Here is a 21,941-nt window from a genome sequence, read left to right on the forward strand (position 1 = left end):
CGATGTCGATAGCGCTTGGAGACTTGCTTGAAGGAGCCTAACCTATTTGCCAGCTGATGCGTCTGGCTTTTTCCGTCGGGGCATTCCTACCCTTCGGTGGCGGACTCCAGTTCAGGGATAAGGGCGTAAGGTCACACCAAAAAGCGACCCATGAACGGATCGCTTTCGAGAATACAAATGATTCGATTATTTGCGAGTCCCATGCTGCTTGTTCGGCAGCTTGCTGCTCGGCGTTCCGTGGCCGTGCTGCTCTTGGTTGCGGCGGGCCTTCTCGGCGTTCTCATTCATCTTTTCCACAAACTCATGCGTGCTGCTGTCCATACCGGACCTCCTTCAACGTAACCATCCGTGATCACGGCGGTGTATTCACCGATTAATATAACCGTAATCCCGGGAATGTATGAATCTGTAGGCATAAAAGCTGTCTTCCCCGCATTCAGCCCGTTGGAGATGGAGCATCACGATCGGCTTGCCGGGATTCCTCCGCCGCTGGGCGTAACTTCGCCAGCTTCGGCTTTATTCGTCCGCTCCAAGTCCAGTAGGTCAGGCTCCGCATCAGCCGCTCAACCGGGCCAGAGCGGAACTTTTCGAGCCAGAGCAAGCTCGCTGCCGCCTGGGCCATATATATGGCAAGCGCCAGCAGGATGCCTGGCCATACGCCAAGCCGGCCGAACTGCCCGAGTCCATAACCGTAGAAAATCGATGTGGAAATGACCGTTTGCAGCAAATAGTTCGTCAGCGACATTCTGCCGACAGCTTCGAACCCGCGAAATGCGAGGGAAGAGCTCGGAGCTTTCGCATACAGCAGCGCGAATAGATGAATGTAACCGAGCGCCAGGAGCTGCCCGCCAAGCACGATGCATACCCCGCTCAAGGCGTGGGTGCTTCCGAGAAGGACAGCGGCGGTTTTCAGCGCCAGACCGAGCGGAACCAGAAGCGACCAGCGCAGATAGGTTGTGGCTTCCGCCGAGGGTTGAAGGAAGCGGCCCTTCTTGGCAGCCGCCATGCCGAACAGAAACATCGGCGCGTTCATAAACGGCACAATCAGAATGACGATGAGCATTACCCATTCCGGCAGATCCAGCGGCGGTTCCGAGTTCAGGCGATAGTCCATGATCTCACTGTAGCTTCCCGACTGGTACACATGGGTCGTTTCTGTCACGTAGCTCTCCATTCGCTGTGTTTCCTCCAGGTTCTTCTCCGCTGCTCCAAGGCTCACGATACCGGTAAGTGTCAGAAACAGAGCGCCCCATAGGATCAGCGTTCGAGGCTTTCGTTTCAGAAAGAACAGAAGCAGCAGCGTTATTGCCCCGTAGAAGATCAGAATATCGCCTTCCCACAAATAATAGCCGTGCCCAATCCCAAGCCCGATTAGCGCCAGCGATCTGCGAATGAAGCTCCATCTCGACGTTCGGCCTCTCGCCGTTAACGCGTCCCGCATCTTGATCATGCTGTATCCGAACAGGAACGTAAAGATCGGCATAAAGCTGCCCTCTACGAGAACCTGAACCAGCCTGTGACCGAGAGTATCCGTTGTGGTCGGATGGAACAGATAAAGTGCGTCCTTGCCATACATCCCATATTGAAAAATAAGCATATTGGCCAGCAAAATGCCCAGCAGACTTAATCCGCGTATGGCATCAACGGCCGCTGCGCGTTGTGGTATTTTGACCACCGATCATCACCTCTTGCTGAACAGTATAGCGAGCGGAGTTAACGTCCCGGATAAGACCAGCCTAACTTTTCCTTAAATTTGCGGTAATTGTTTAGCTCCTGTTAAGGTAGTTGTGCTAGCATTTAGCTAGAGGGTGGGGAGATATGGAGAACGCAAAAATACTAATTGTCGATGACGAACCTTCCATTGTGAAAATGCTGCAGATGGTGCTGCGCAAGGAAGGATTTAACCAAGTATATACGGCGGGGAATTGCAAGGAGGCGCTGGAGGCGATTTCGGCCCACGGCGCGGACATCGTGCTGCTGGATGTTATGCTGCCAGACGGAAGCGGCTTTGATCTGTGCCCGAAAATCCGGGCTTACGGAAGCCCACATATTCTGTTTCTGACAGCGAAAGCGTCCGATTTGGACGTGCTCACCGGCTTTGCGATGGGCGGGGACGATTATGTGACCAAGCCGTTCAATCCGCTTGAGATTGCAGCCCGAATCAAGGCGAGACTGCGCCGGACGGGGCTGGGAGGAGTCCCGGCCGAGACGGAGCCGGTCGTTGCCGGGCGGGTGTGGGATTACGGGCGTTTTGTGCTCGATGAGACTGCGGGAGAGCTCCGCGTACTGGGACGGCCAGTACAGTGTCCGGCGCTGGTGTTTTCGCTGCTGCTCTATTTCTGCAAGCATCCTGGCATCGTCTTTTCCAAGTCTCAGCTGTACGAGGCGGTATGGGGGATCGACGGGATCGGCGAGGACAATACGGTTATGGTGCATATCCGCCGCATTCGTGAACGGATTGAGGAAGACCCGAGCCATCCGAAGCTGCTGGTCACGGTCAGGGGCTTGGGATACAAGCTGGTGAAGGAGAACGCCTGATGAAACTGCGGAGAAGGCTCGCTTTTCATTTTACATATCAGATGATTGCCCTGTCGGTTCTGATGCTTTGCGTGCTGCTGGTGCTGTTGTTCTTCCTGCTCAAGCATATCAACAACGAGGAGATGAAGCGCAATTTCCCGGCAGGTGTGCTGGAAGGCATCGTGGCTGAGACGATAACGGAGGATGGCGTCGTTCGGTTGGCGGAGTATTGGAATGTACTGCTAAAAGAGAGTGACATGTGGCTGCAGGTTGTAGACACCGGGGGGCAGGTCATTCATGCATCCAATACGAATTCGGATATTCCGGTGCAATATTCAGTGAGCCAGTTGCTCGAGATCCAGGAGAGCGGGCGATTAGGCGGCTATACCGTCAATTGGGAGATGGATATGGCCTATGAAGAGCCCTTGCTGTACTTGTTAGGACGAGTGGATGAGAAGGCGGATTGGCTGCAGTCCTGGTTCGCCCGATACCAGGAGAATGGGGTTGTCAGTCCGGAAGGGAGTGTCAGGCTGGGTGAGGAGCTGGCTCGTCTGGGTGGTTTTTTACATGTGATCAATGGCGAAGGGGAGATCGTCCAGGCGATTGGTGATCGATCCGCAGAGAAAGACAGTTATCATCCGCTAGAAATTATTGCGATGCAGGAACAGCCTGGAACGTATTCTACATCCATTACCGTCTATCGTGATCAGCGCACGGGACATACGTGGTTATATCATACGCCGCGGGAGAATGTCGCGAATAAAGTCTCCGTCATGCAGGAGGTGATCTGGGCCACAGTATGGCTCATGATCTGCATGCTGATCATATCGCTGGCCATCTCGTTCTGGAACGGCTATCGGTATAGCCGGCCGCTGCTGCTTTTCACAGGCTGGTTCGAACGGATGGGACGCGGGGAGTATGACGAAGTGCTGACACCGAAGGACCGGAAAAGGGTATTCCGAAGGAATGGCAAGCTCCGCATGAGATACAAGCTGTACAAGGAAGTGATCCATGCTTTCTATCTGATGGCGAATCGACTGGCGGAGGCCAAAGAGGAGCGGGAGCGACTGGACCGGAACCGCGAGGAATGGATGTCAGGCATATCGCATGATCTGCGAACCCCGCTGGCCTCGATTCAGGGTTATGGCTATATGCTTGAGAACGCGCCGGAGGAATGGAGCAAGGAAGAGCTGAGGGAGATGGGCACGGTCATCCGGGAAAAAGGCGACTATATGCTGGATCTGATCAACGATTTCTCGCTGGTATTCCGTCTCAAGAGCCGGATCGCGCCGCAGGAAATGTCCCCGGTCGATGTCAACGAGCTGGTGCGGCGCTGCGTGCTGAAATATGTGAACGATGCTACATGGAGCAAGGCGTCCTATACGTTCAGCGGCGGAGAGGGAGAGCTTCCGGTTAACGGGAATGCCAATTGGCTGCAGCGTCTGATGGATAATCTGATTACGAATGCTGTCAAGCATAATCCGGATGGAATCGAGATCGAGGTACGGGTGGAGAAACGCCTGGGATGGGTGGCGATCACCGTGGCTGATCAGGGGGTTGGCATGGATGAGGAGACGATGGCCAATCTGTTCGAGCGGTATTATCGCGGGACGAATACGGAGGAGAGCATGGAGGGCTCCGGGCTTGGAATGAGCATCGCCAAGGCGATTGTGGAAGCGCATCAGGGTCAGGTGCAGGTCTGGTCGGAGCCGGGAAGAGGGACGGCAATTACGGTCCTGCTGCCGGAGATGGGCGATAGGGCTTGGGATGGTGCGGATGAAGCGGCGGCGACAGGCGTGAGGCGGAGCTGAGCATCCGATGATCGAAGCGCTGCGTATGCCTTAGGGGGCAGGATGCCGAGCAAGGCCTTCCTTCCCGAAGGGGATGAATAGGGAGGATAAGGGCTAAGAAAGCGAAAGAGACAAGAAAAGGAAATCGCGGCTGTCTTGACTTCTCAGGCAGGAAGATTATAATTCTAACAACAATGCAAACAATGAAATATACAGATAGGGCTTTATAAGATACATTCTTGATGTATATGCCGGAGAATAAGGCTCTGGCGTTTCTACCAGGTTACCGTAAATGACTTGACTACATGAGGATGACACAGCGAATATGTAGGGGGCGCAGCGGATCGAAGAAGCAGCCTGCCTGCTGTCTTTCGCGGAAGGCCCCTTTCGTTAAGCGGGAGCCGCCGGTTTAGTCCTTGCGGGGACAATCGCGGCATATGGTAATCGAGTGACGAGAAGGGGCTTGTGTCATCTATAAATGTGATATCATGGGCAACCCGGGCGAAATTGTAGCCCGGGTTGTTTTTTTATTACCTCGCCGCCGCATGACAGGGAATGAATTGGGCTCGGGTTAGGAAAGCTTGAAATATAAGGGAGTGGAGATCGAAATGACAACAATTCAAAGACAGCCTCGATATGAAGTTAGCGATCGCCTGGGGCGCATTGCGCTTGGCCAGGAGCCTGCCGAGCTGGTGATCAAGAACGGCACGCTGGTCAATGTGTTTACAGGGGAGCTTCAAGAGGGGATAGACATCGCTATTGCTGCCGGGCGAATTGCTTATATCGGACAAGCGGATCATACGATCGGAGACGGTACGAAGGTGATCGAAGCCCGCGGACGATATATCACACCTGGACTGCTCGACGGGCATATGCATGTCGAAAGCACGATGCTGACCGTAACGGAATTCGCGAAGGCTGCCCTCGTGACCGGCACAACGGGCGTGTTCATGGACCCACATGAGATCGCGAATGTGTTCGGCATGGAAGGGGTGCGCTGGATGCATGAAGAAGGCCGCGAGTTGCCGCTGAAAGTGTTTACGACCATTCCGTCTTGTGTTCCGGCCACGTTCGATCTGGAGGATGCCGGGGCCCAGCTGGGCGTGTCCGACATTGAAGAGGGCCTCACCTGGCCGGGCGTGGCCGGCCTCGGAGAGGTCATGAATTTCCCGGGGGTTGTCTATGGCGACCCGACGATGAAGGGTGAGATTGAAGCGACGATCCGTGCAGGCAAGGCCGTGACCGGGCATTTTCCGGCAGAGGATGACCGGATGCTCCAAGCCTATCTTGCCGCAGGGGTGAGCTCGGATCATGAGACGGTTACGAGAGAACAGGCGCTCGCGAAGGTTCGGCTCGGTCTGCATCTGATGATTCGCGAGGGCTCGGCCTGGCAGGACGTGAAGGAAGTGATCAAGGTGGTGACGGAGGACAAGGTGCGGACGGACAACATCTCCCTTGTCACAGACGACGTTTACCCGCAGACGCTGCTCCGGCTTGGTCACATGAACCATGTGGTGCGCCGGGCCATCGAGGAGGGCGTAGAGCCTGTCACCGCCATTCAGATGGCGACGGTCAACGTGGCCCGCTACTTTGGGCTGGATGGAGATCTGGGCAGTATTTCACCAGGCAAAATCGCGGACATGCTGCTGATCGACGATCTGAACAGCATGGTTCCGTCCATCGTGATCACTGATGGCGAGGTGGTAGCGGAGGCCGGGCAGCTCATCAAGCCGTTCCCGGTTTATGAGTACCCAGAGAAGGCCTTCAGCTCCGTTCGTCTCCAGCGGGCGTTAACGGCAGCGGACTTCCGTCTCCTTAGCCAATACGAGACGCATCAAACGAAGGTGAACGTGGTCCGGGTCATTGAGAACAGCGCCCGCACAGCCAAGCATACGGCTGTTTTGCCGGTGAAGGAAGGCGTGATTCAGCCGGATGTCAGCCAGGACGTCATCCAGCTGGCCTGCATTGAGCGTCATCAAGGCACCGGGCAAATCTCGCTTGGCTTCGCAACCGGCTTCCAACTGAAACACGGTGCGGTGGCCTCCACCGTAGCGCATGACAGCCACAACTTGCTGGTCATGGGCACGAATACCGAGGATATGGCGCTGGCAGCCAACGAGCTTGCTGCTTGCGGCGGCGGCATGATTGCCGTGCGGGACGGCAAGGTGCTGGCAAAGGTCGCAATGCCGATTGCCGGACTGCTTGCTGACCGGCCGGTTGAGACGGTTGCGGAGGAAGTTGCAGCGCTGGAGGATGCCTGGCGTGAACTGGGCTGCCCGATCCATGCACCCTTCATGACCTTCTCCCTGATCGCGCTGCCGGTCATTCCGGAAATCCGCATTACGAATCGTGGGCTTGCGGATGTGACCGAGTTCAAGCTGATTGAAACGGAGATGGGACCGGTGTCATAAGCGAAGGGTTCTGCGCTTACGCATCCCCGCGTGTCCCGGCCCACTTGCTTATTCCGTGGACGCCGGGCGATGGGCGGTAGGACTGAAGATCGTCTCAAAGCCCGTGCTGGCCAGATGAGGATAGTTCAAGCACAGCTTCCGGTAGGCGGCGGTAATACGGCCGTGAAGCGGATGGCTGAATGGGATGCCGAGCACGTGCGAGACCACTTCACGAATCCCTTGCTTGCGGATTTGTTCTTGCAGCTTCAGCGCTTCGGGATCGTCAGCGTGATCAAACAGAAGGGCGGCGGCAATGGCCGTAACCAAACCGGATGTATTCAATCCGAGTCGCTCAGCCTGCATGGCGGGATACACCAGGCGTTCACTGGATGAGAGCTTGCGGATCGGGGAACGGGCGACACGAGTGATCGGATCGTGAAAATGCGGGTTTGCGAATCGTCCCAATATTTTCTCGATATACAGCCGATGCTTCTTCTCGTCGAAACCGTAACGCTCGCGGAGCAGCGCTCCGGTCTCCATTAGCACCCCGGTAACTTTGGAACGGATGCCGGGATCGGACATCGCGTCCTGAATTGTAGAATAGCCTTCCAAATATCCGAAATACGCGGCGCAGCAGTGTCCGGTATTCACGGTGAACAGCTTTCGTTCCAAATAAGCGTCGAGCGAATCGGAGTAACGGACGCCCTGCAGAGGGGGAAGCTCGCCCTTGATCTCGTTGCGGTCAATCACCCATTCGGAGAAAGGTTCGACCATCACTTGCAGCGGATCTTTATGCTTTTGCACGGGGACGATCCGGTCCACCACCGTATTCGGATAAGACACGAAGCGGTCGGCATCTTGAATTCCCCAGTTTTCCAGGTAAGGGGAGACCCATTTCTTCAACAACTGGCTTGCTCCGATCCCGTTCTCGCAGGCCATAATATGCAGAGGGGTTGCATTGCCCTGCTTTATCCGCTGACGAATCCCGCGGGCAATCGATTCGGCAATGTCCTTCAGTGCGCTGATGCCAACAGCCGTAGTGACGATATCCGCTGCGGCAATCTGCGCGGTCACTTTGCCAGACTCCCCCAGACTTAGCGCCGTTACGTTGCCAACGATCTCGGATTTGCGATCCTCATTGGCCAGCACAAGAGGGTATTCCCGCCGGGTCTGAAGTTCGCTGATTTGCTTCTTGTTGCGGGCGACAAAACATACATGGTAACCGGATTTGGACAGTATCGGGCCGATAAAACCTCTGCCGATGTTTCCGGCCCCGAAGTGGACAGCTTTCATCGTGTATTCCTCCTTTTTGGTCTTGAAGACTGGAATGAAGAAGGAACAGGACAGGTAGGGGACTTGATATTTCGCTTCATCATTATCTCCGTCCTGTTCCTACAACTTGCTGAACATCCTTGTCGGACAGGCCTTTGATCATGATCGGTGTGAATGGAGTATAGAGGATTACTTAGCTGTTAGCTAAAAATTTTGCGTGTGACTACATGTTCGAAATCGAGGGAACTTAACGAATCGGTCTTGTGATGCGGAACATCAAACTCCAGATAACGGGTCAGTTCATTGGGGATAACTACGCAATGCATGCCTGCAGCTGCGGCTGCTTTCGAGCCGTTTGGGGAATCCTCGATGGCCACGGCATCCGAAGGCGCGAGGTCCAGAAACTCCAGAGTTTGCACATACAGCTCAGGATCAGGTTTAACCCGGGCCACATCGTCAGAAGTGCGGATACATTCAAAGTAATCTTGAATATCAAGCAGCTCCAAATGCTTTTCAACCCAGGCCTTGGAAGAGCTTGATGCTAGCCCCAGCTTTAGATTTGCCTCTTTCGCCGAGTTCAGAAACTCCAGAATGCCCGGGCGGATTGCCTCTTTCTCCATCAGTTCACTGTGCCGCTGCTGAACCGCGATGCGGAATTCCTCTTTATCAATGGGCAGGTTCAGGTCGGTCATCAGATATTCGTAAGGATTAAAAGAATTCAAGCTGGTGCCGATACAAGTGGAATAGTGTGCGAGTGTCAGCTCTACTCCATACTCCTGGTAGGCTTCGCGAAAAGCATAGTACCAGGCAGTCTCGGTATCGATGATCGTTCCGTCAAAATCAAAAATGAAACCTTTGATCAATTTAACCACTCCCTTATGTTAATAAAGTGTTAGTTAATATAACAAAACGAGTTGGATATCCGGCGGTTCCCATAATTGAATTCGCCGTTGTCGTTAAAAAAACCGTAACATAAGCTTTGTCAAGTCGTCAACGCGGCAGATAATCTGACGCAGTGTGATTGCGGTTTCATACGGATCGATGGAAGCACTTGCATTTTAAGCTTTTCATTCATGTGATTGTGGAGAATGCAAGCCAGCTAGAATCCGGTTTCATTCCCGGTGTATCAGCATATTTGTTCCGCCTGATCCGGAAGGGCTGTTACCAATAACGATCGTGAGGCATCGCGCTCCGGCATGCTGTTTTAAGAAAAAAATTATTTTTTTTTAGTTTTGGCCCATTTTTTGAGGAAACGTCTTGTGAAATTGGATTTCCGATATATGATAAAAGCAACAAGTATGCATCGTTGTATCATCAGGAAACAAGGTACATAACAGGTGATGCTGGAAGGGGAATAGGACGTGTCGTGGTCTAACAGTGTGGCTTTTATTATCCTTTTGGCGGTCGCTGCAGCGGCTGCTATCGTAATCAAAATCATTCGATCCCGGATCGATCGTCATCAATATAATGCATATGACGCCGGAGACGACTTGTACGAGGAATATGAGGAATACGAGGAATACGAGGAGCCTGAAGAGTTTGTATATGGATCGATCGTCGTTATTCAGTTCATAGGCTTGGCCTCTCCAATATATTGGGTGGCTCATGAATGGGAATTTGATGAGTATGGCGTGCTTCATCTGGACTACCTGGAGGATGGCCGAAAGGTAACGGTTTCCGGCACTTATACTGTAGAGTATTTATCGGATCGCAATACGCTCGAAAGTGTCATCAGCCGGTATAATCTGGATGAATTCTTATGTAAAAGCTAATATGAGAGGACGTAAGCCGGCGCTGATCTGCGCGGGCTTTTCTTTTTTCATCATGATTAATTAGTGATTTTTGTCACGAATTTATAACTTTTTCCCGCATGTGCTTCTGATTTATGTGATTTTTATCACAATATTCAAATTATCCCTCTGCGAAAATACAAACAGAACCGTGAGCAGCCGAACCGAACTTCACAAGGCATGCTCAATCGAAAGGAAAGAAAGGGGTATTTTATGGATCCGGTCATGCTGGCGCGAATTCAATTCGCATCGACAACCATTTTTCATTTTATTTTTGTGCCGCTATCCATCGGTCTGGCGTTTCTGATTGCCATCATGGAGACGATGTATGTGGTGAAAGGCCAGGAAGTGTACAAGAAGATGGCCAAGTTCTGGGGCAAGCTGTTCCTGATCAATTTTGCGGTCGGGGTCGTAACAGGCATTCTGCAGGAGTTCCAGTTCGGGATGAACTGGTCGGATTACTCCCGCTTTGTCGGGGACGTATTCGGTGCGCCGCTGGCGATTGAAGCGCTGCTGGCCTTCTTCCTGGAGTCGACCTTCATCGGCTTGTGGATCTTCGGCTGGGACCGCCTGTCCAAGAAGGTTCACCTGCTCTCGATCTGGCTGGTTTCCCTGGGGACGGTCATGTCGGCGTTCTGGATATTGGCGGCCAACTCTTTCATGCAGCGTCCGGTCGGCTATGTCATCAACAACGGACGGGCAGAGATGAACGATTTCTTCGCGCTCATTACGAATGGACAGCTGCTGGTAGAGTTCCCGCATACGATATTCGGCGCGCTCGCCACAGGGGCATTTCTGGTCACCGGGGTCAGTGCCTATAAGCTGATGCGGAAGCAGGATGTGACCTTCTTCAAAAAGTCCTTCCACATCGCGGTTGTTGTAGGGCTGATATCCTCTATACTCGTAGCCGTATTCGGTCATCAGCAGGCGCAGTACCTGGTGCAAACCCAGCCGATGAAGATGGCGGCGGCGGAAGGCTTGTGGGAGACAAGTGATGATCCGGCGCCATGGACGGTCATTGCGGCTATTGATCCTGAGAAGCAGCAGAACGCCATGGAAGTGAAGGTTCCGTATTTGCTGAGCTTCTTGTCTTACAGCAAGTTTTCCGGGGAAGTGGTCGGGATGAAGGAGCTTCAAGCCCAATACGAGCAGGAGTATGGGCCTGGTGACTATATTCCGCCGGTGAGAACGACCTTCTGGAGCTTCCGGATTATGGTGGCGTCTGGCACAATCATGATTCTGCTTGGCTTGTATGGCACGTGGCTGGCACTGCGCAGGAAGCTGGAGCAGGCCGGCAAATGGTTCATGGGCCTGATGCTGTACAGCATTTCGCTGCCGTTCATAGCCAATACAACCGGATGGATTATGACGGAGATCGGGCGTCAGCCATGGACGGTATTCGGACTGATAACAACAGAGAACAGCATATCGCCTAACGTCAGCGCAGGCTCCATTCTGTTCTCACTTATTACGTTTACTGCGATCTATGCCGTTCTGGCTGTCGTAATGGCCTATCTGTTCGTGAAGGTCATCAAGAAAGGGCCATATGCGGAAGAGACGGGCGATCAACATGTGAGCGACCCGTTCGCGAAGGAGGAGGACTACAATGCTGTCTCTTAATGAACTGTGGTTTATTCTCGTTGCTGTGTTGTTTATCGGTTTCTTTTTTCTGGAGGGCTTCGATTTCGGAGTGGGCATGTCGACCCGGTTTCTCGCGAAGAACGACACAGAGCGTCGTATTCTTATCAACTCGATCGGTCCGTTCTGGGATGCGAACGAGGTATGGCTGCTGACCGCCGGGGGTGCGATGTTTGCCGCATTCCCGAACTGGTATGCCACGCTGTTCAGCGGCTTCTATATTCCGCTTGTGTTTTTGCTGCTGGCGCTCATCGGGCGCGGGGTCGCCTTTGAATTCCGGGGAAAGGTCGATAACACCCGCTGGAAAAAAGTATGGGATGCGGCAATTTTTCTCGGCAGCGTGCTGCCTCCGTTTCTGCTTGGCGTTGTGTTCGCCTGTCTTATTCAGGGGCTTCCGATTGATGCGCAGATGCAGCTGCATGCCGGCTTCTTCGATGTCGTGAACCTTTATACAGTGGTCGGCGGCTTGACGATAGTAATGCTCTGTCTGCTGCACGGCTTGATGTTCACTACGCTGCGCACGACAGGTCAGCTCCAGGAGCGGGCGCGCCGCCTGGCCCGGCGTTTGCTTCTGCCGGTTGCAGGGCTGTTCATGGTCTTCGGCGTGATGACTTACATGGTGACGGACATTATCGAGAAGAAGGGCATGCTCGTATCGCTGCTGCTCATCCTCGCGATGGTAGCCTTTCTCATCGGCGGCTATTTCATGAGCGTCAAGCGCGACGGCTGGGCGTTCGGGATGACCGGCGCGGTCATCGTGCTGCTGGTGACGTCGGTGTTCGCCGGGTTATTCCCGCGCGTCATGATCAGCTCCATCGATTCGGCATTTGACCTGACGATTTACAATGCGGCCTCCGGCCCGTACTCGCTGAAGATTATGACCATCGTCGCTGTCACCCTGCTGCCATTTGTGCTGGGCTATCAGATCTGGAGCTACTTTGTGTTCCACAAGCGCGTGAATGAGAAGGAGCATCTGGAATACTGATGGGCAAGGAACTGCTGGGGTATAAAGGGGCGAAGCCGGTATTTCTTCTTGTGGCATTATGTACGGTAGCGCAAAGCCTGGCCATCATTCTGCAAGCGAAATGGCTGGCAGAAGTCATCTCGGCGCTGTTCGCGGGCTCAAGTCCGTACCAGCAGGCCGGAGAGATCGGCTGGTTTCTGCTGGCGTTTCTGGCCCGGCACGTCATCTCCATGCTGCAGCAGCGTCTGGCCCAGCGGTTTGCCGAGGAGACCGGCTCCGATCTGAGACAGAGGCTGCTGGCAGCGCTGTTCCAGCGCGGCCCGGCGGCTGTTCGTACCGAAGGGACCGGGAATGTGGTCACGCTGGTGCTGGACGGGATCGGCAAGTTTCGCAAATACGCCGAGCTGGTCATCCCGCGCATGCTCGGGGTAGGAATTACACCGATTTTGGTATGGCTGTATGTATTTGCGACTGACCGTATATCGGGCCTGATTCTGCTCGTGACGATGCCGATTCTGATCGCATTTCTCATTCTGGTAGGACTGGCTGCGAGAAAACAAACCGAGAAGCAGCTAGGTTCCTACCGGGTGCTGTCCAATCACTTTGTCGATTCGCTGCGCGGGCTGGAGACCTTGAAGTATCTCGGTCAAAGCGCTGGCCACAGCCGCAGCATCAAGCAGGTTAGCGAAGGGTATCGGAAGGCGACGATGCGGACGCTGCGCGTAGCCTTTCTGTCCTCTTTCTCGCTGGACTTCTTCACGATGCTGTCCGTAGCCACCGTGGCGGTTAACCTGGGCTTGCGCCTGATCAATGGCAGTCTGGAGCTGCTGCCTGCACTGACAGTGCTGGTACTTGCACCAGAATATTTCCTGCCTGTGCGCATGCTCGGGGCTGACTTCCACGCGACGCTGGACGGCAGGCAGGCGGGGCTGGCCATGCAATCGATGATCCGGGAGGCTGAAGCCGAGTCTGGCGCTACGCAGTTCCCGGACACGAAGCAGCCAGCAGCAGGCGAGCAGAAGAGGCCGCCTCAAGCTCAAGGTCCGCAGCGATACGCGATAGGGAATGCGAATGGAGGTTCATCAGGCCTTCCGCGTAAAGCCGGGAAGGGCCCGGCCGCACCACCGATCGGGAAGTCCTTTGCCTGGGAGACGGACAGCCTGCTGCGGCTGACCGGGATTGGCAAGCGGTATGAAGACGGCGGGCGCGCGTCTTTGGAGGGAATTGACCTTCAGATCCGGGGGCGGAGAAAGGTTGGCATCGTGGGCGAGAGCGGTGCAGGCAAGTCAACACTGATTGATCTGCTTGGCGGGTTCGTCCCGGCATCGGAGGGAACGATCTCGTTAGATGGCGTGCCGATGTCGGATGCAGATAGGCGCGCATGGCGTGAACAGATCACTTACATGCCCCAGCATCCGTATCTGTTCAGCTGCTCTCTTGAGGATAATGTGAAGTTCTATGCACCGGATGCCTCAAGGGCAGAGGTTGTTCAGGCGGTAGATATGGCCGGACTGTCGAAGCTGGTGGCGTCATTGCCGCAAGGGCTGGATGAGCACATTGGCGGAGGCGGACGGGCGCTTAGCGGCGGACAGGCACAGCGCGTGGCGCTGGCGAGGGCGCTGCTCGGCAATCGGCCGGTGCTGCTGCTGGATGAGCCTACGGCGCATTTGGATATCGAGACCGAGTATGAGCTGAAGGAGACGATGCTCCCTCTGTTTCGGGATAAATGGGTGTTCCTGGCAACCCACCGCCTCCACTGGATGCCGCACATGGATTACATTATTGTCCTGGACGCCGGACGAGTGGCCGAAACCGGGACACACGGAGAGCTGATGGCCAGGCGCGGGGTTTACTATCAACTGATCACATCGCAAATGGAGGGAGTGCTTTGAAGCAGGAATCGTGGCTTATAACGTATGCTACCGCGCATATTTGGCGGTTTGTGCTGATCGCGGTGCTGGGCATTCTGACTGTTCTGTTTGCGGGGGCGTTGATGTTCACCTCCGGGTATCTGATCTCCAAATCGGCACTGCGGCCCGAAAATATTCTGATGGTGTATGTTCCGGTAGTTGGCGTGCGCACATTCGGCATCGGCCGGGCGGTCATCCATTATGTGGAGAGGCTGGTCGGGCACGACACCATCTTGCGCATCCTGTCACAAATGCGCCTTCGCCTGTACAACCTGCTGGAGCCGCAGGCGCTCCGGCTGTCTTCCCGGTACCGCACAGGCGATCTGCTGGGCGTCCTCGCAGAAGATATTGAACGTCTTCAGGACGTTTATATCCGAACCGTCTTTCCGGCTGTGACCGCACTTGTGATGTACGGGGGGATCGTGGCGGCGCTCGGGGCTTTTGATCCCGGATTTGCCGTCTTGATCGGGTTGTATGTCTGTCTGCTTGTATTTGTTCTGCCGCTCATTTCGCTGCTGCTGACCAAGCGGAAGAGCAGAGCGATCAAGCAGCAGCGCAGTGCATTATACCGCAAGCTTACCGATGCTGTGCTTGGTCTGAACGAGTGGTTCGTGAGCGGTCGTCAAGAACAGTTCCTGCGCGGATATGAAGAGGATGAAGCGGAGGTAGACCGGACGGATCGACAGCTGAAGCGCTGGGCACGGTGGCGCGGCCTGATCGCGCAAGGGGTGGTGGCGCTGACGGTCATCTCGGTATTGTACTGGACAGGGCAGCGGCATGGGGAAGGCATGCTGGATGTGACGCTGATTGCCGCTTTTGTCCTCGCCGTTTTCCCGTTGATGGATGCTTTTCTTCCCCTGTCTGATGCGGTGGAGAAGATACCGCATTATGAGGAATCACTGGCCCGGCTGCGGGCGATTGAGGCAGGAAACGCAATGGGAGGGCTGGCCGGTGCTGCATATGATAGAGAGAGTGTGGAGAATCGAAACCGGTCCGGAATGCAGCATGCCGCCAAGCTGGACCTGGCGAAGAATGCCCGGTTCTTGTCCGACGCGGGCGCGGGGGTTCATATTCTTGTGAGGGATGTCTCATACCGTTATGAGAAGGAATCCCTCTCAGCTCTTGCGACAGCAGAAGAGGAGGGCCTTGAGCGAGAGACCCGGGATGCGGTTCGTGGCCTGTCGATGGACATCCCTCCTGGCTCGAAAGTAGCGGTCATTGGCCGATCCGGTGCAGGCAAGTCGACGCTGCTCAAGCTGCTTCAAGGCGTTATCTCTCCATCGGCGGGCAGTGTCACGTTGGACGGGAGTCCGGCGGACCATTATGGAGATGGCATGGCTTCGTTTATATCGGTACTGAATCAGAGCCCGCACCTGTTTGACACGACACTGGAAAACAATATCCGGCTCGGGCGTCATGACGCTACAGCAGAGGAAGTGGACGAGGCGGTAAGGCTTGCCCGGCTGGGGCCGCTGGTGCAGTCGCTTCCGGCAGGCCTCAAGACACGGATGCAGGAGGCGGGCCAGCGTTTCTCCGGCGGAGAGCGGCAGCGCGTGGCCCTCGCCCGCATTCTGCTGCAGAATACGCCGGTTGTCATTCTGGATGAGCCGACGGTCGGCCTTGATCCGAAGACTGAGCGGGATCTGTTGTCCACCATTTTCAGCAGTCTGCATGGCCGCACGTTAATCTGGGTTACGCATCATCTCGTAGGGATCGAACAGATGGATGAAATTGTGTTTATGGATGAAGGGGAGATTACGATGAGAGGGACGCATGCCGAGCTGCTCCAGCGCTCCTCTCGTTACAGACGCTTGTATCGGCTCGACCGGCCAGGCGTCATGTGAACTCCCTCGGGGTGACACAACAACATACAGCCCGTGTCTTCGAAGGATGTGTTCTTCGAGGGCCCGGGCTTTTGTGCGTTGTAAACGTGAGGAAGATGATCAACCGGCAAGAGCCTGCATAGGGAGCCATGGGATCGTTGTCAGCATGAAGGGGAAGCATTTTTCATTCCGCTGCCATCTGTGTCATAATAGGATTGGAATTTAAAGCGTTTTTACATGATGGGTAACGGCTAGCAAAATAGACACGAGGAGGAAGATGAGATGGACTACCGTATTGAGAAGGATACGCTTGGTGAAATCAAGGTGCCTGCGGATAAGCTGTGGGCTGCCCAGACCCAGCGAAGCTTGGAAAATTTCCGCATAGGCACGGAAACGATGCCGATGGATATCATCCGGTCCTTTGCCGTGTTGAAGAAAAGCGCCGCCATTGTGAATGGCAAGCTGGGCAAGCTGGAGCCGGGCAAGGTAGAAGCGATTGTGACAGCGGCTGACGAGATCATCGCGGGGCAGTGGGATGAGCATTTCCCGCTGGTGGTATGGCAGACCGGAAGCGGCACGCAGTCCAACATGAACGTGAATGAAGTGATTGCCCGCCGCGGGAACCAGCTGTTGAAGGATAAAGGGGCGGACACTGCGATCCACCCGAATGACGATGTTAACAAGTCCCAAAGCTCAAATGATACGTTCCCTACCGCAATGCATATGGCGGCTGTCGTGGCGGTGGAGGAGCAGGTGCTGCCGGCACTGCGGCGGCTGAAGCAGACGCTTGCGGACAAGCGTGATGAATATAAGGATCTTATAAAAATCGGACGCACCCACCTGCAGGATGCAACGCCGCTCACCCTCGGACAGGAGATCAGCGGCTGGCACCGGATGCTGGAGAAGTCCGAGCAGATGATTGTGGCTGCTGTCGAGCCGCTGCGCGAGCTTGCCATTGGCGGTACGGCGGTTGGTACAGGCATCAACGCTCATCCGGATTTCGGCGATATGACCGCTGCCGAGATCAGCACCCAGACCGGCTACAGCTTTACTTCGGCAAGCAACAAGTTCCATGCGCTGACGAGCCATGATGAGCTTGTATTTGCTCATGGTGCGCTGAAGGCGCTGGCGGCTGATCTGATGAAGATCGCCAACGATGTGCGCTGGCTGGCCAGCGGTCCGCGCTCCGGCATCGGCGAGCTGACGATTCCGGCTAACGAGCCGGGCAGCTCGATTATGCCGGGCAAGGTGAACCCGACCCAGAGCGAGGCGCTTACGATGGTCGTATGCCAGGTGATGGGCAATGACGCTGCCATCGGCTTTGCGGCAAGCCAGGGCAATTTTGAGCTAAACGTGTTCAAGCCTGTCATCATCTACAATTATCTGCAGTCGGCTCGTCTCCTTACGGATGCGATGGATTCCTTCAACCGCAACTGTGCGGTGGGCATCCAGGCGAATATCGAGGTGATTCGGGCCAATATGGAGCGCTCGCTCATGCTGGTCACCGCCCTGAATCCGCATATCGGCTACGAGAACGCGGCGACCATTGCGAAGCTGGCACATCAAGAAGGAACGACCCTGCGCGAGGCAGCGATCAAAAGCGGCCTGCTAAGCGGCGAGGAGTTTGACCGCATCGTTCGTCCGGAAGAGATGATTCACCCGAAGGCGTAGGGTTGGCGGAGACCGTTCAGTAGGTCAGCAAGCATAACCATTAGCGTCACTTCCCCTTTCACGGATGCTTTCACGATAATCCCTTTTAATCAGGTAGCGAAAGAAACGGAGAACTGCCGAGAAGGGGATAGGTACATCGGCATAAACAAGCGCTGCTCCAAGTCGCGCTGCAGGAGGAAGGTGTAGGTGGGTAAGGCTGGCGATTATTTCTCCACGCCCTTTTATTCGATCTTTTAATGAGCCTATAGCCTATGCTAGCTCCCAGCCTGAACTCCCTTTTTTTTGCTCCCTGAACGAAAGGGATAATCATGCAAGGGGCAAGGGCTCAGAATCGAGGAGCCGATCACGTTGGGGATTAGGCTTGATATAAAAAAAGTTGGACGGGAAACATAACGTTTCTCCGCCCAACTTTTTATTATGGGGACTTCACTGGAATTGGAATACTCTAGCTCCGATTCGCCTACCGAACACCCTTTGCTACATACCCAACGTGTTGCTGCTGCTTTTATACCGCGCCAGTCTGTTGGCCAGTACGGTAATCAGGAAGGAGCATAGCAGGCTGGCAGCCATCGAGATTAAGAAGCCGGTGGTGTTGTTGGACGTAATCGGACCGACAAAGGATGGCACATAGGCGGTGCCCCTTACGCCGAATAAACCGACAAGCATACCGCCAAGCCCGGCTGAAGCGATAGCTCCGGCGAAGACAAGCTTGTTCGAGAACATGAACGGATATGCAGCCTCCACGAAGGTGCCAAACCCCATATTGATCGCAAAACCCGGTGCGGCTACCGCGGCTTCTCCTTTATTGCGCGGGGAGATGATATTGGCGAGCGTAATGCCAGCCGACACCATAACCAGGCCAACCATATCCACGGCCCCCAAGAAGCTGTTGCTGGTCGTCTCCATCTCCAGCAGGACGATGGGCAGAATGGCGGCATGATATACGCCGCCGATAATGGCCGGCCATATGAGCAGACCCGCTACTAATCCAGCGATGGCAGGGTTCCAGGACACCAAGGTCTCGATCAGAGCCCGGATTCCTTCCCCGGCTGCCAGCGCCACCGGCGCGATAAGGAAATAAACGATAAGTCCGGATATAAGGCCCGAGATCCCGCCTGCCACGATATTGACGGTTGTCGCGGGGAAGCGCCATTCCACACATTTGCGGAATACATAATGGACAATCAGACCTGCGCCAATCCCGCCGATCATCCCGCCGATAATGCCTCCCTCAACGGACAGCACACCAGCGACAATGCCGGCGACAATCGATACCTCGTCCAGCTCGGAAATTTGCTTGGCTGCGATGACGGATAGAATGACCGGCAGCGCCTTGATCATCAGGTCGAACACTTCGGACAAGGCCGACAACCCCGGAATTTTACTGGCTGCCAGAATAAGGGCCATGCCGATGAATCCGGGCAGCGACGCCATCATAATGCCCCGAATGCTGATGCGGCGCCACGGGGAGGCGGAGACGGCTTGATCGCCAGCACCTGTCGAAGCGGCAGCCTGTCCGATCACCGGGCGATAGCTTAACTTCCAGTGCTTGCTGAGGGAGGTTGCAAACGCAACGGCACGGGTCCGGTTCGTCGTGCCTGTCGTGCCGGAGGCGGCAATCACGTTGGCCCCTTTGGACTGGATGACCGCCATTGAAGAACCGCCTGTGCCGGTTAACGGAATTTTCTCCTTCACGGCCGCGGCAATGGCATTTCGATTGCATCCTTCCGGATCGGCGCTCATCACAATCAGGCCATCAATTTCGGCAAGCTCAATCTGCTCGGCGATTTCAAGATCGAGCCGCTCGGCGGCTTGATTGACCTCCTCCAACGTTCCTTCAGCCACAACAATCGGCTGTTGCTGCGTCACACTCCAGCCGTACAATTTGGCAGGAGTACGGTCTGTTGCAGTATCCATAGAGCCTTCGGCAGCAATGAACTGCAGAGCCCCACAGGACAGGCCGGCGCTTTTTAGCTGCACTAAAATTTCATCGAGAAGCTTGAGCGGGTCTCTGCCCCCGAGGTTGTACAGATTTCCGCCGCTGCTTCCGAGAATGGCGATTTGACGATTCATAGGCTGAAGCCTCCTGTATGTAGAAATAAACTAAAGACTATATTACAGCAGAGTTATAACTTGTTAAAGTGTTAAATTATCCAGAAAAAAATCTGCGGCCCCCTTCCCGAAGGAGGAGCGCCGCAGACGGTAATCATGGTTATGAATGAGAGTGAGAATCTTCAGCGACCGGGACGGGTTCGTCCTCCTGCGCTTCTTCCGGCAATTGCTTCACGATCTGAAGCTTGGTGTAACGGTGGGTTTTCTTCTCCAATACCGTGAACACCAGATCTTCATAGGTCCAGGAATCGCCTTTCCCAAGCTCGGAGTTGTGGCCGTACAGCCAGCCTCCGATCGTATCCAGGTCATCCGTATCCAGATTGGCCGGGAGCAGATCGTTAATCCGGCTGATCGACACCTTGCCGTCCGCAATGATGCGGTTCGGCTCCGGTTGGGTCAGTTCGTGTTCTTCATCATCATCGAACTCATCGCGGATTTCACCGACGATCTCTTCCAGGATGTCCTCAATTGTGATCATACCCGATGTGCCGCCATATTCGTCAATCAGGATGGCCATATGGGTACCTTCCTGCTGCATTTTGCGAAGCAGTTTCTTGATCGGAATCGCTTCGGATACGGTCATCGCAGGATGAATCAGCTTCGACAGATCCATGTTGGAATTGTCATCGAACTCCAGAAAGAACTGTTTCGTATTGATCATGCCGACAATCTGGTCCTTGTCACCTCTGACAACGGGGAAACGGGTGTACTGCTCCCGCTTGATAATCTGTAAGTTTGTGGCCAGCGGTTTGTCTGCATACAGACAGATCATATCGGTACGAGGGACCATAATTTCCTTGGCCAGCATATCGTCAAAAGCAAAGATACGGCTGACGTAGCCATACTCGCTCTGGTTGATCTTTCCGCTCTCATAACTGTCGCTCAGAATCATGCGAAGCTCTTCCTCGGAGTGAGCCTCCTCGTGCTCGCTGGCAGGCTTCATGCCGAACAGGCGAACGAGCTTGTTGGCAGACCCGTTCAGGAGCCAGATGAACGGATACATGATGCGGTTAAACCAGATAATGGGCTGGGCGCAGAGGAACGAAATCGTCTCCGCTTTATTTATAGCAAGTGTCTTCGGAGCAAGTTCCCCGATCACGACGTGGATATAAGTCATAATAATAAATGCCAGTAAGAACGATATCATGGAAGCTACCGCACTTGGCAGCTCCAGACTTTCAAAGACCGGATGCAGTATCTTCTCGACCGTCGGCTCCCCGAGCCATCCAAGCCCGAGTGCGGTAATGGTAATACCTAGCTGACAGGCGGATAAATATCCGTCCAGGTTGGAGGTGACCTTCTTAACGGCGAGGGCGCCCTTGCGTCCTTCCATCACCAATTGATCCACACGACTTGGCCGAAGCCGGATGATAGCGAACTCTGTTGCTACGAAAAACGCGGTTGCCGCGATTAATACAAACACTAGGAATAGATTAAGGCCTATATTGCCATCCACGTAAAAACACATCCTTTTCTCTTCTGATCTGAATTAGTTTTTAGATAACCATGGCGTACTATGCATGGATATCTACATAATTCGATCGGAACTTCAAAGGCTCGAGCAGCATGTGCTTTAGGATTAGGAACGTATCCGATTGTACAGGCTCATCAATGCTCTTGGGCAAGAGCGTTATGAACACCCGGGAGAACACTTCCGGCATCATCCGTCCAGGCTCGGGGCTCTTAGGGAGCATAGGCGGCGCAGGGCGCACGCTCTCCACAGCTTCAGGCGGATTCTCTTTCGATTCGGAAGGCTCCGCGGCAGCGACGGAAACCAATGTAATCATGATTAGCGTCATGCCGAGTATTATACTTAAGATACCGTTTATCCTTCGTATGGGGTCCAAGTGAAATCGTCACTCCTAAGTTCATATCATCGGTTCTTTGCCGCAGCAGGTAACCGAGCGTACCTGACCAGTGGTATTCATTATATGGTCGTTGTAAGGTAATCTTCACCACTATCGATAAAAATAAAACAAAACGTATATGTTACTAATCATAAGAAATAGCAAGCCACCCTGTCAAATACCAATCCAGAAACCCTGGTACGACGCGGATGTATCG

General features: G+C 54.5%; 16 protein-coding genes and 1 riboswitch. Of the genes, 9 read left to right on the top strand and 7 right to left on the bottom strand.

Going from position 1 to position 21,941, the window contains the following annotated elements:
• Positions 1 to 186: 186 nt before the first annotated feature.
• Entirely contained in the window at positions 187 to 321 is a 135-nt protein-coding gene (locus MKX64_RS11530; protein WP_095265021.1) for a DUF4023 domain-containing protein, read from the bottom strand.
• Positions 322 to 436: 115 nt separating this feature from the next.
• Positions 437 to 1,675 carry a DUF418 domain-containing protein gene (locus tag MKX64_RS11535; RefSeq protein ID WP_341035858.1) on the bottom strand — a complete coding sequence of 413 codons (1,239 nt, stop codon included), beginning with the start codon at positions 1,673 to 1,675 and terminating at the stop codon, positions 437 to 439.
• Between the two features lie 143 nt (positions 1,676 to 1,818).
• On the opposite strand from MKX64_RS11535, the gene MKX64_RS11540 reads away from it, so the two are divergent.
• From MKX64_RS11540 to ade, 3 genes are all read left to right on the top strand, one after another.
• A complete protein-coding gene (locus MKX64_RS11540; protein WP_155618913.1) occupies positions 1,819 to 2,538 on the top strand; it encodes a response regulator transcription factor in 720 nt (239 codons plus the stop codon).
• Entirely contained in the window at positions 2,538 to 4,328 is a 1,791-nt protein-coding gene (locus MKX64_RS11545) for a sensor histidine kinase (RefSeq protein ID WP_341035860.1), read from the top strand. Before MKX64_RS11540 ends, MKX64_RS11545 begins: the two co-directional genes overlap by 1 nt.
• Before the next feature lie 201 nt (positions 4,329 to 4,529).
• Positions 4,530 to 4,631, top strand: a riboswitch (purine riboswitch).
• A 284-nt stretch (positions 4,632 to 4,915) separates the two neighbouring features.
• Positions 4,916 to 6,718, top strand: a complete 1,803-nt coding sequence (ade, locus tag MKX64_RS11550; protein ID WP_341035861.1) for an adenine deaminase — start codon at positions 4,916 to 4,918, stop codon at positions 6,716 to 6,718.
• Between the two features lie 48 nt (positions 6,719 to 6,766).
• Here the strand turns inward: ade and MKX64_RS11555 are convergent, their stop codons facing one another.
• A complete protein-coding gene (locus MKX64_RS11555) occupies positions 6,767 to 7,990 on the bottom strand; it encodes a mannitol-1-phosphate 5-dehydrogenase (protein ID WP_095265017.1) in 1,224 nt (407 codons plus the stop codon).
• A 179-nt stretch (positions 7,991 to 8,169) separates the two neighbouring features.
• Complete coding sequence (locus tag MKX64_RS11560) at positions 8,170 to 8,832, bottom strand: HAD family hydrolase (protein WP_095265016.1); 663 nt, start codon at positions 8,830 to 8,832, stop codon at positions 8,170 to 8,172.
• Positions 8,833 to 9,330: 498 nt separating this feature from the next.
• Here MKX64_RS11560 and MKX64_RS11565 point away from each other — a divergent pair, with 498 nt between their 5' ends.
• The 6 genes from MKX64_RS11565 (at position 9,331) to fumC (ending at position 17,765) form a co-directional block, all read left to right on the top strand.
• Positions 9,331 to 9,741 (top strand): hypothetical protein, encoded by a 411-nt coding sequence (locus tag MKX64_RS11565; RefSeq protein WP_095265015.1) that lies wholly within the window; start codon positions 9,331 to 9,333, stop codon positions 9,739 to 9,741.
• 231 nt (positions 9,742 to 9,972) lie between these two features.
• The gene (locus tag MKX64_RS11570; protein ID WP_095265014.1) at positions 9,973 to 11,379 is read left to right on the top strand and encodes a cytochrome ubiquinol oxidase subunit I; all 1,407 of its coding nucleotides are present in this window, start codon (positions 9,973 to 9,975) and stop codon (positions 11,377 to 11,379) included.
• A complete protein-coding gene (gene cydB / locus MKX64_RS11575; protein ID WP_341035864.1) occupies positions 11,366 to 12,382 on the top strand; it encodes a cytochrome d ubiquinol oxidase subunit II in 1,017 nt (338 codons plus the stop codon). The genes MKX64_RS11570 and cydB overlap by 14 nt, the downstream gene beginning before the upstream one ends.
• Positions 12,382 to 14,253 (top strand): thiol reductant ABC exporter subunit CydD, encoded by a 1,872-nt coding sequence (gene cydD / locus MKX64_RS11580; RefSeq protein WP_155618524.1) that lies wholly within the window; start codon positions 12,382 to 12,384, stop codon positions 14,251 to 14,253. The genes cydB and cydD overlap by 1 nt, the downstream gene beginning before the upstream one ends.
• Positions 14,250 to 16,115 carry a thiol reductant ABC exporter subunit CydC gene (gene cydC, locus MKX64_RS11585; protein WP_341035867.1) on the top strand — a complete coding sequence of 622 codons (1,866 nt, stop codon included), beginning with the start codon at positions 14,250 to 14,252 and terminating at the stop codon, positions 16,113 to 16,115. The genes cydD and cydC overlap by 4 nt, the downstream gene beginning before the upstream one ends.
• A 261-nt stretch (positions 16,116 to 16,376) precedes the next feature.
• Positions 16,377 to 17,765, top strand: a complete 1,389-nt coding sequence (gene fumC, locus MKX64_RS11590) for a class II fumarate hydratase (protein WP_341035868.1) — start codon at positions 16,377 to 16,379, stop codon at positions 17,763 to 17,765.
• Between the two features lie 477 nt (positions 17,766 to 18,242).
• Here fumC and MKX64_RS11595 read toward each other — a convergent pair whose 3' ends face one another.
• The 3 genes from MKX64_RS11595 to MKX64_RS11605 all read right to left on the bottom strand — a co-directional run bounded on the left by MKX64_RS11595 (position 18,243) and on the right by MKX64_RS11605 (position 21,664).
• Entirely contained in the window at positions 18,243 to 19,838 is a 1,596-nt protein-coding gene (locus MKX64_RS11595; protein WP_095398884.1) for a PTS sugar transporter, read from the bottom strand.
• A 139-nt stretch (positions 19,839 to 19,977) separates the two neighbouring features.
• Positions 19,978 to 21,333 carry a hemolysin family protein gene (locus tag MKX64_RS11600; RefSeq protein ID WP_095265008.1) on the bottom strand — a complete coding sequence of 452 codons (1,356 nt, stop codon included), beginning with the start codon at positions 21,331 to 21,333 and terminating at the stop codon, positions 19,978 to 19,980.
• Positions 21,334 to 21,391: 58 nt separating this feature from the next.
• Positions 21,392 to 21,664: a hypothetical protein gene (locus tag MKX64_RS11605; RefSeq protein WP_144029252.1), complete on the bottom strand. Its 273-nt coding sequence runs from the start codon at positions 21,662 to 21,664 to the stop codon at positions 21,392 to 21,394.
• Positions 21,665 to 21,941 lie beyond the last annotated feature (277 nt).

It is taken from the genome of Paenibacillus sp. FSL M8-0334 (assembly GCF_038000405.1).
GTDB lineage: Bacteria > Bacillota > Bacilli > Paenibacillales > Paenibacillaceae > Paenibacillus_AQ > Paenibacillus_AQ campinasensis.

Coding starts and splice junctions, on each gene's coding strand:
- MKX64_RS11530 (WP_095265021.1), bottom strand. CDS start 321: ATGGACAGCAGCACGCATGAGTTTGTGGAAAAGATGAATGAGAACGCC.
- MKX64_RS11540 (WP_155618913.1), top strand. CDS start 1,819: ATGGAGAACGCAAAAATACTAATTGTCGATGACGAACCTTCCATTGTG.
- MKX64_RS11545 (WP_341035860.1), top strand. CDS start 2,538: ATGAAACTGCGGAGAAGGCTCGCTTTTCATTTTACATATCAGATGATT.
- ade (WP_341035861.1), top strand. CDS start 4,916: ATGACAACAATTCAAAGACAGCCTCGATATGAAGTTAGCGATCGCCTG.
- MKX64_RS11555 (WP_095265017.1), bottom strand. CDS start 7,990: ATGAAAGCTGTCCACTTCGGGGCCGGAAACATCGGCAGAGGTTTTATC.
- MKX64_RS11570 (WP_095265014.1), top strand. CDS start 9,973: ATGGATCCGGTCATGCTGGCGCGAATTCAATTCGCATCGACAACCATT.
- cydB (WP_341035864.1), top strand. CDS start 11,366: ATGCTGTCTCTTAATGAACTGTGGTTTATTCTCGTTGCTGTGTTGTTT.
- cydD (WP_155618524.1), top strand. CDS start 12,382: ATGGGCAAGGAACTGCTGGGGTATAAAGGGGCGAAGCCGGTATTTCTT.
- fumC (WP_341035868.1), top strand. CDS start 16,377: ATGGACTACCGTATTGAGAAGGATACGCTTGGTGAAATCAAGGTGCCT.
- MKX64_RS11595 (WP_095398884.1), bottom strand. CDS start 19,838: ATGAATCGTCAAATCGCCATTCTCGGAAGCAGCGGCGGAAATCTGTAC.
- MKX64_RS11605 (WP_144029252.1), bottom strand. CDS start 21,664: ATGATTACATTGGTTTCCGTCGCTGCCGCGGAGCCTTCCGAATCGAAA.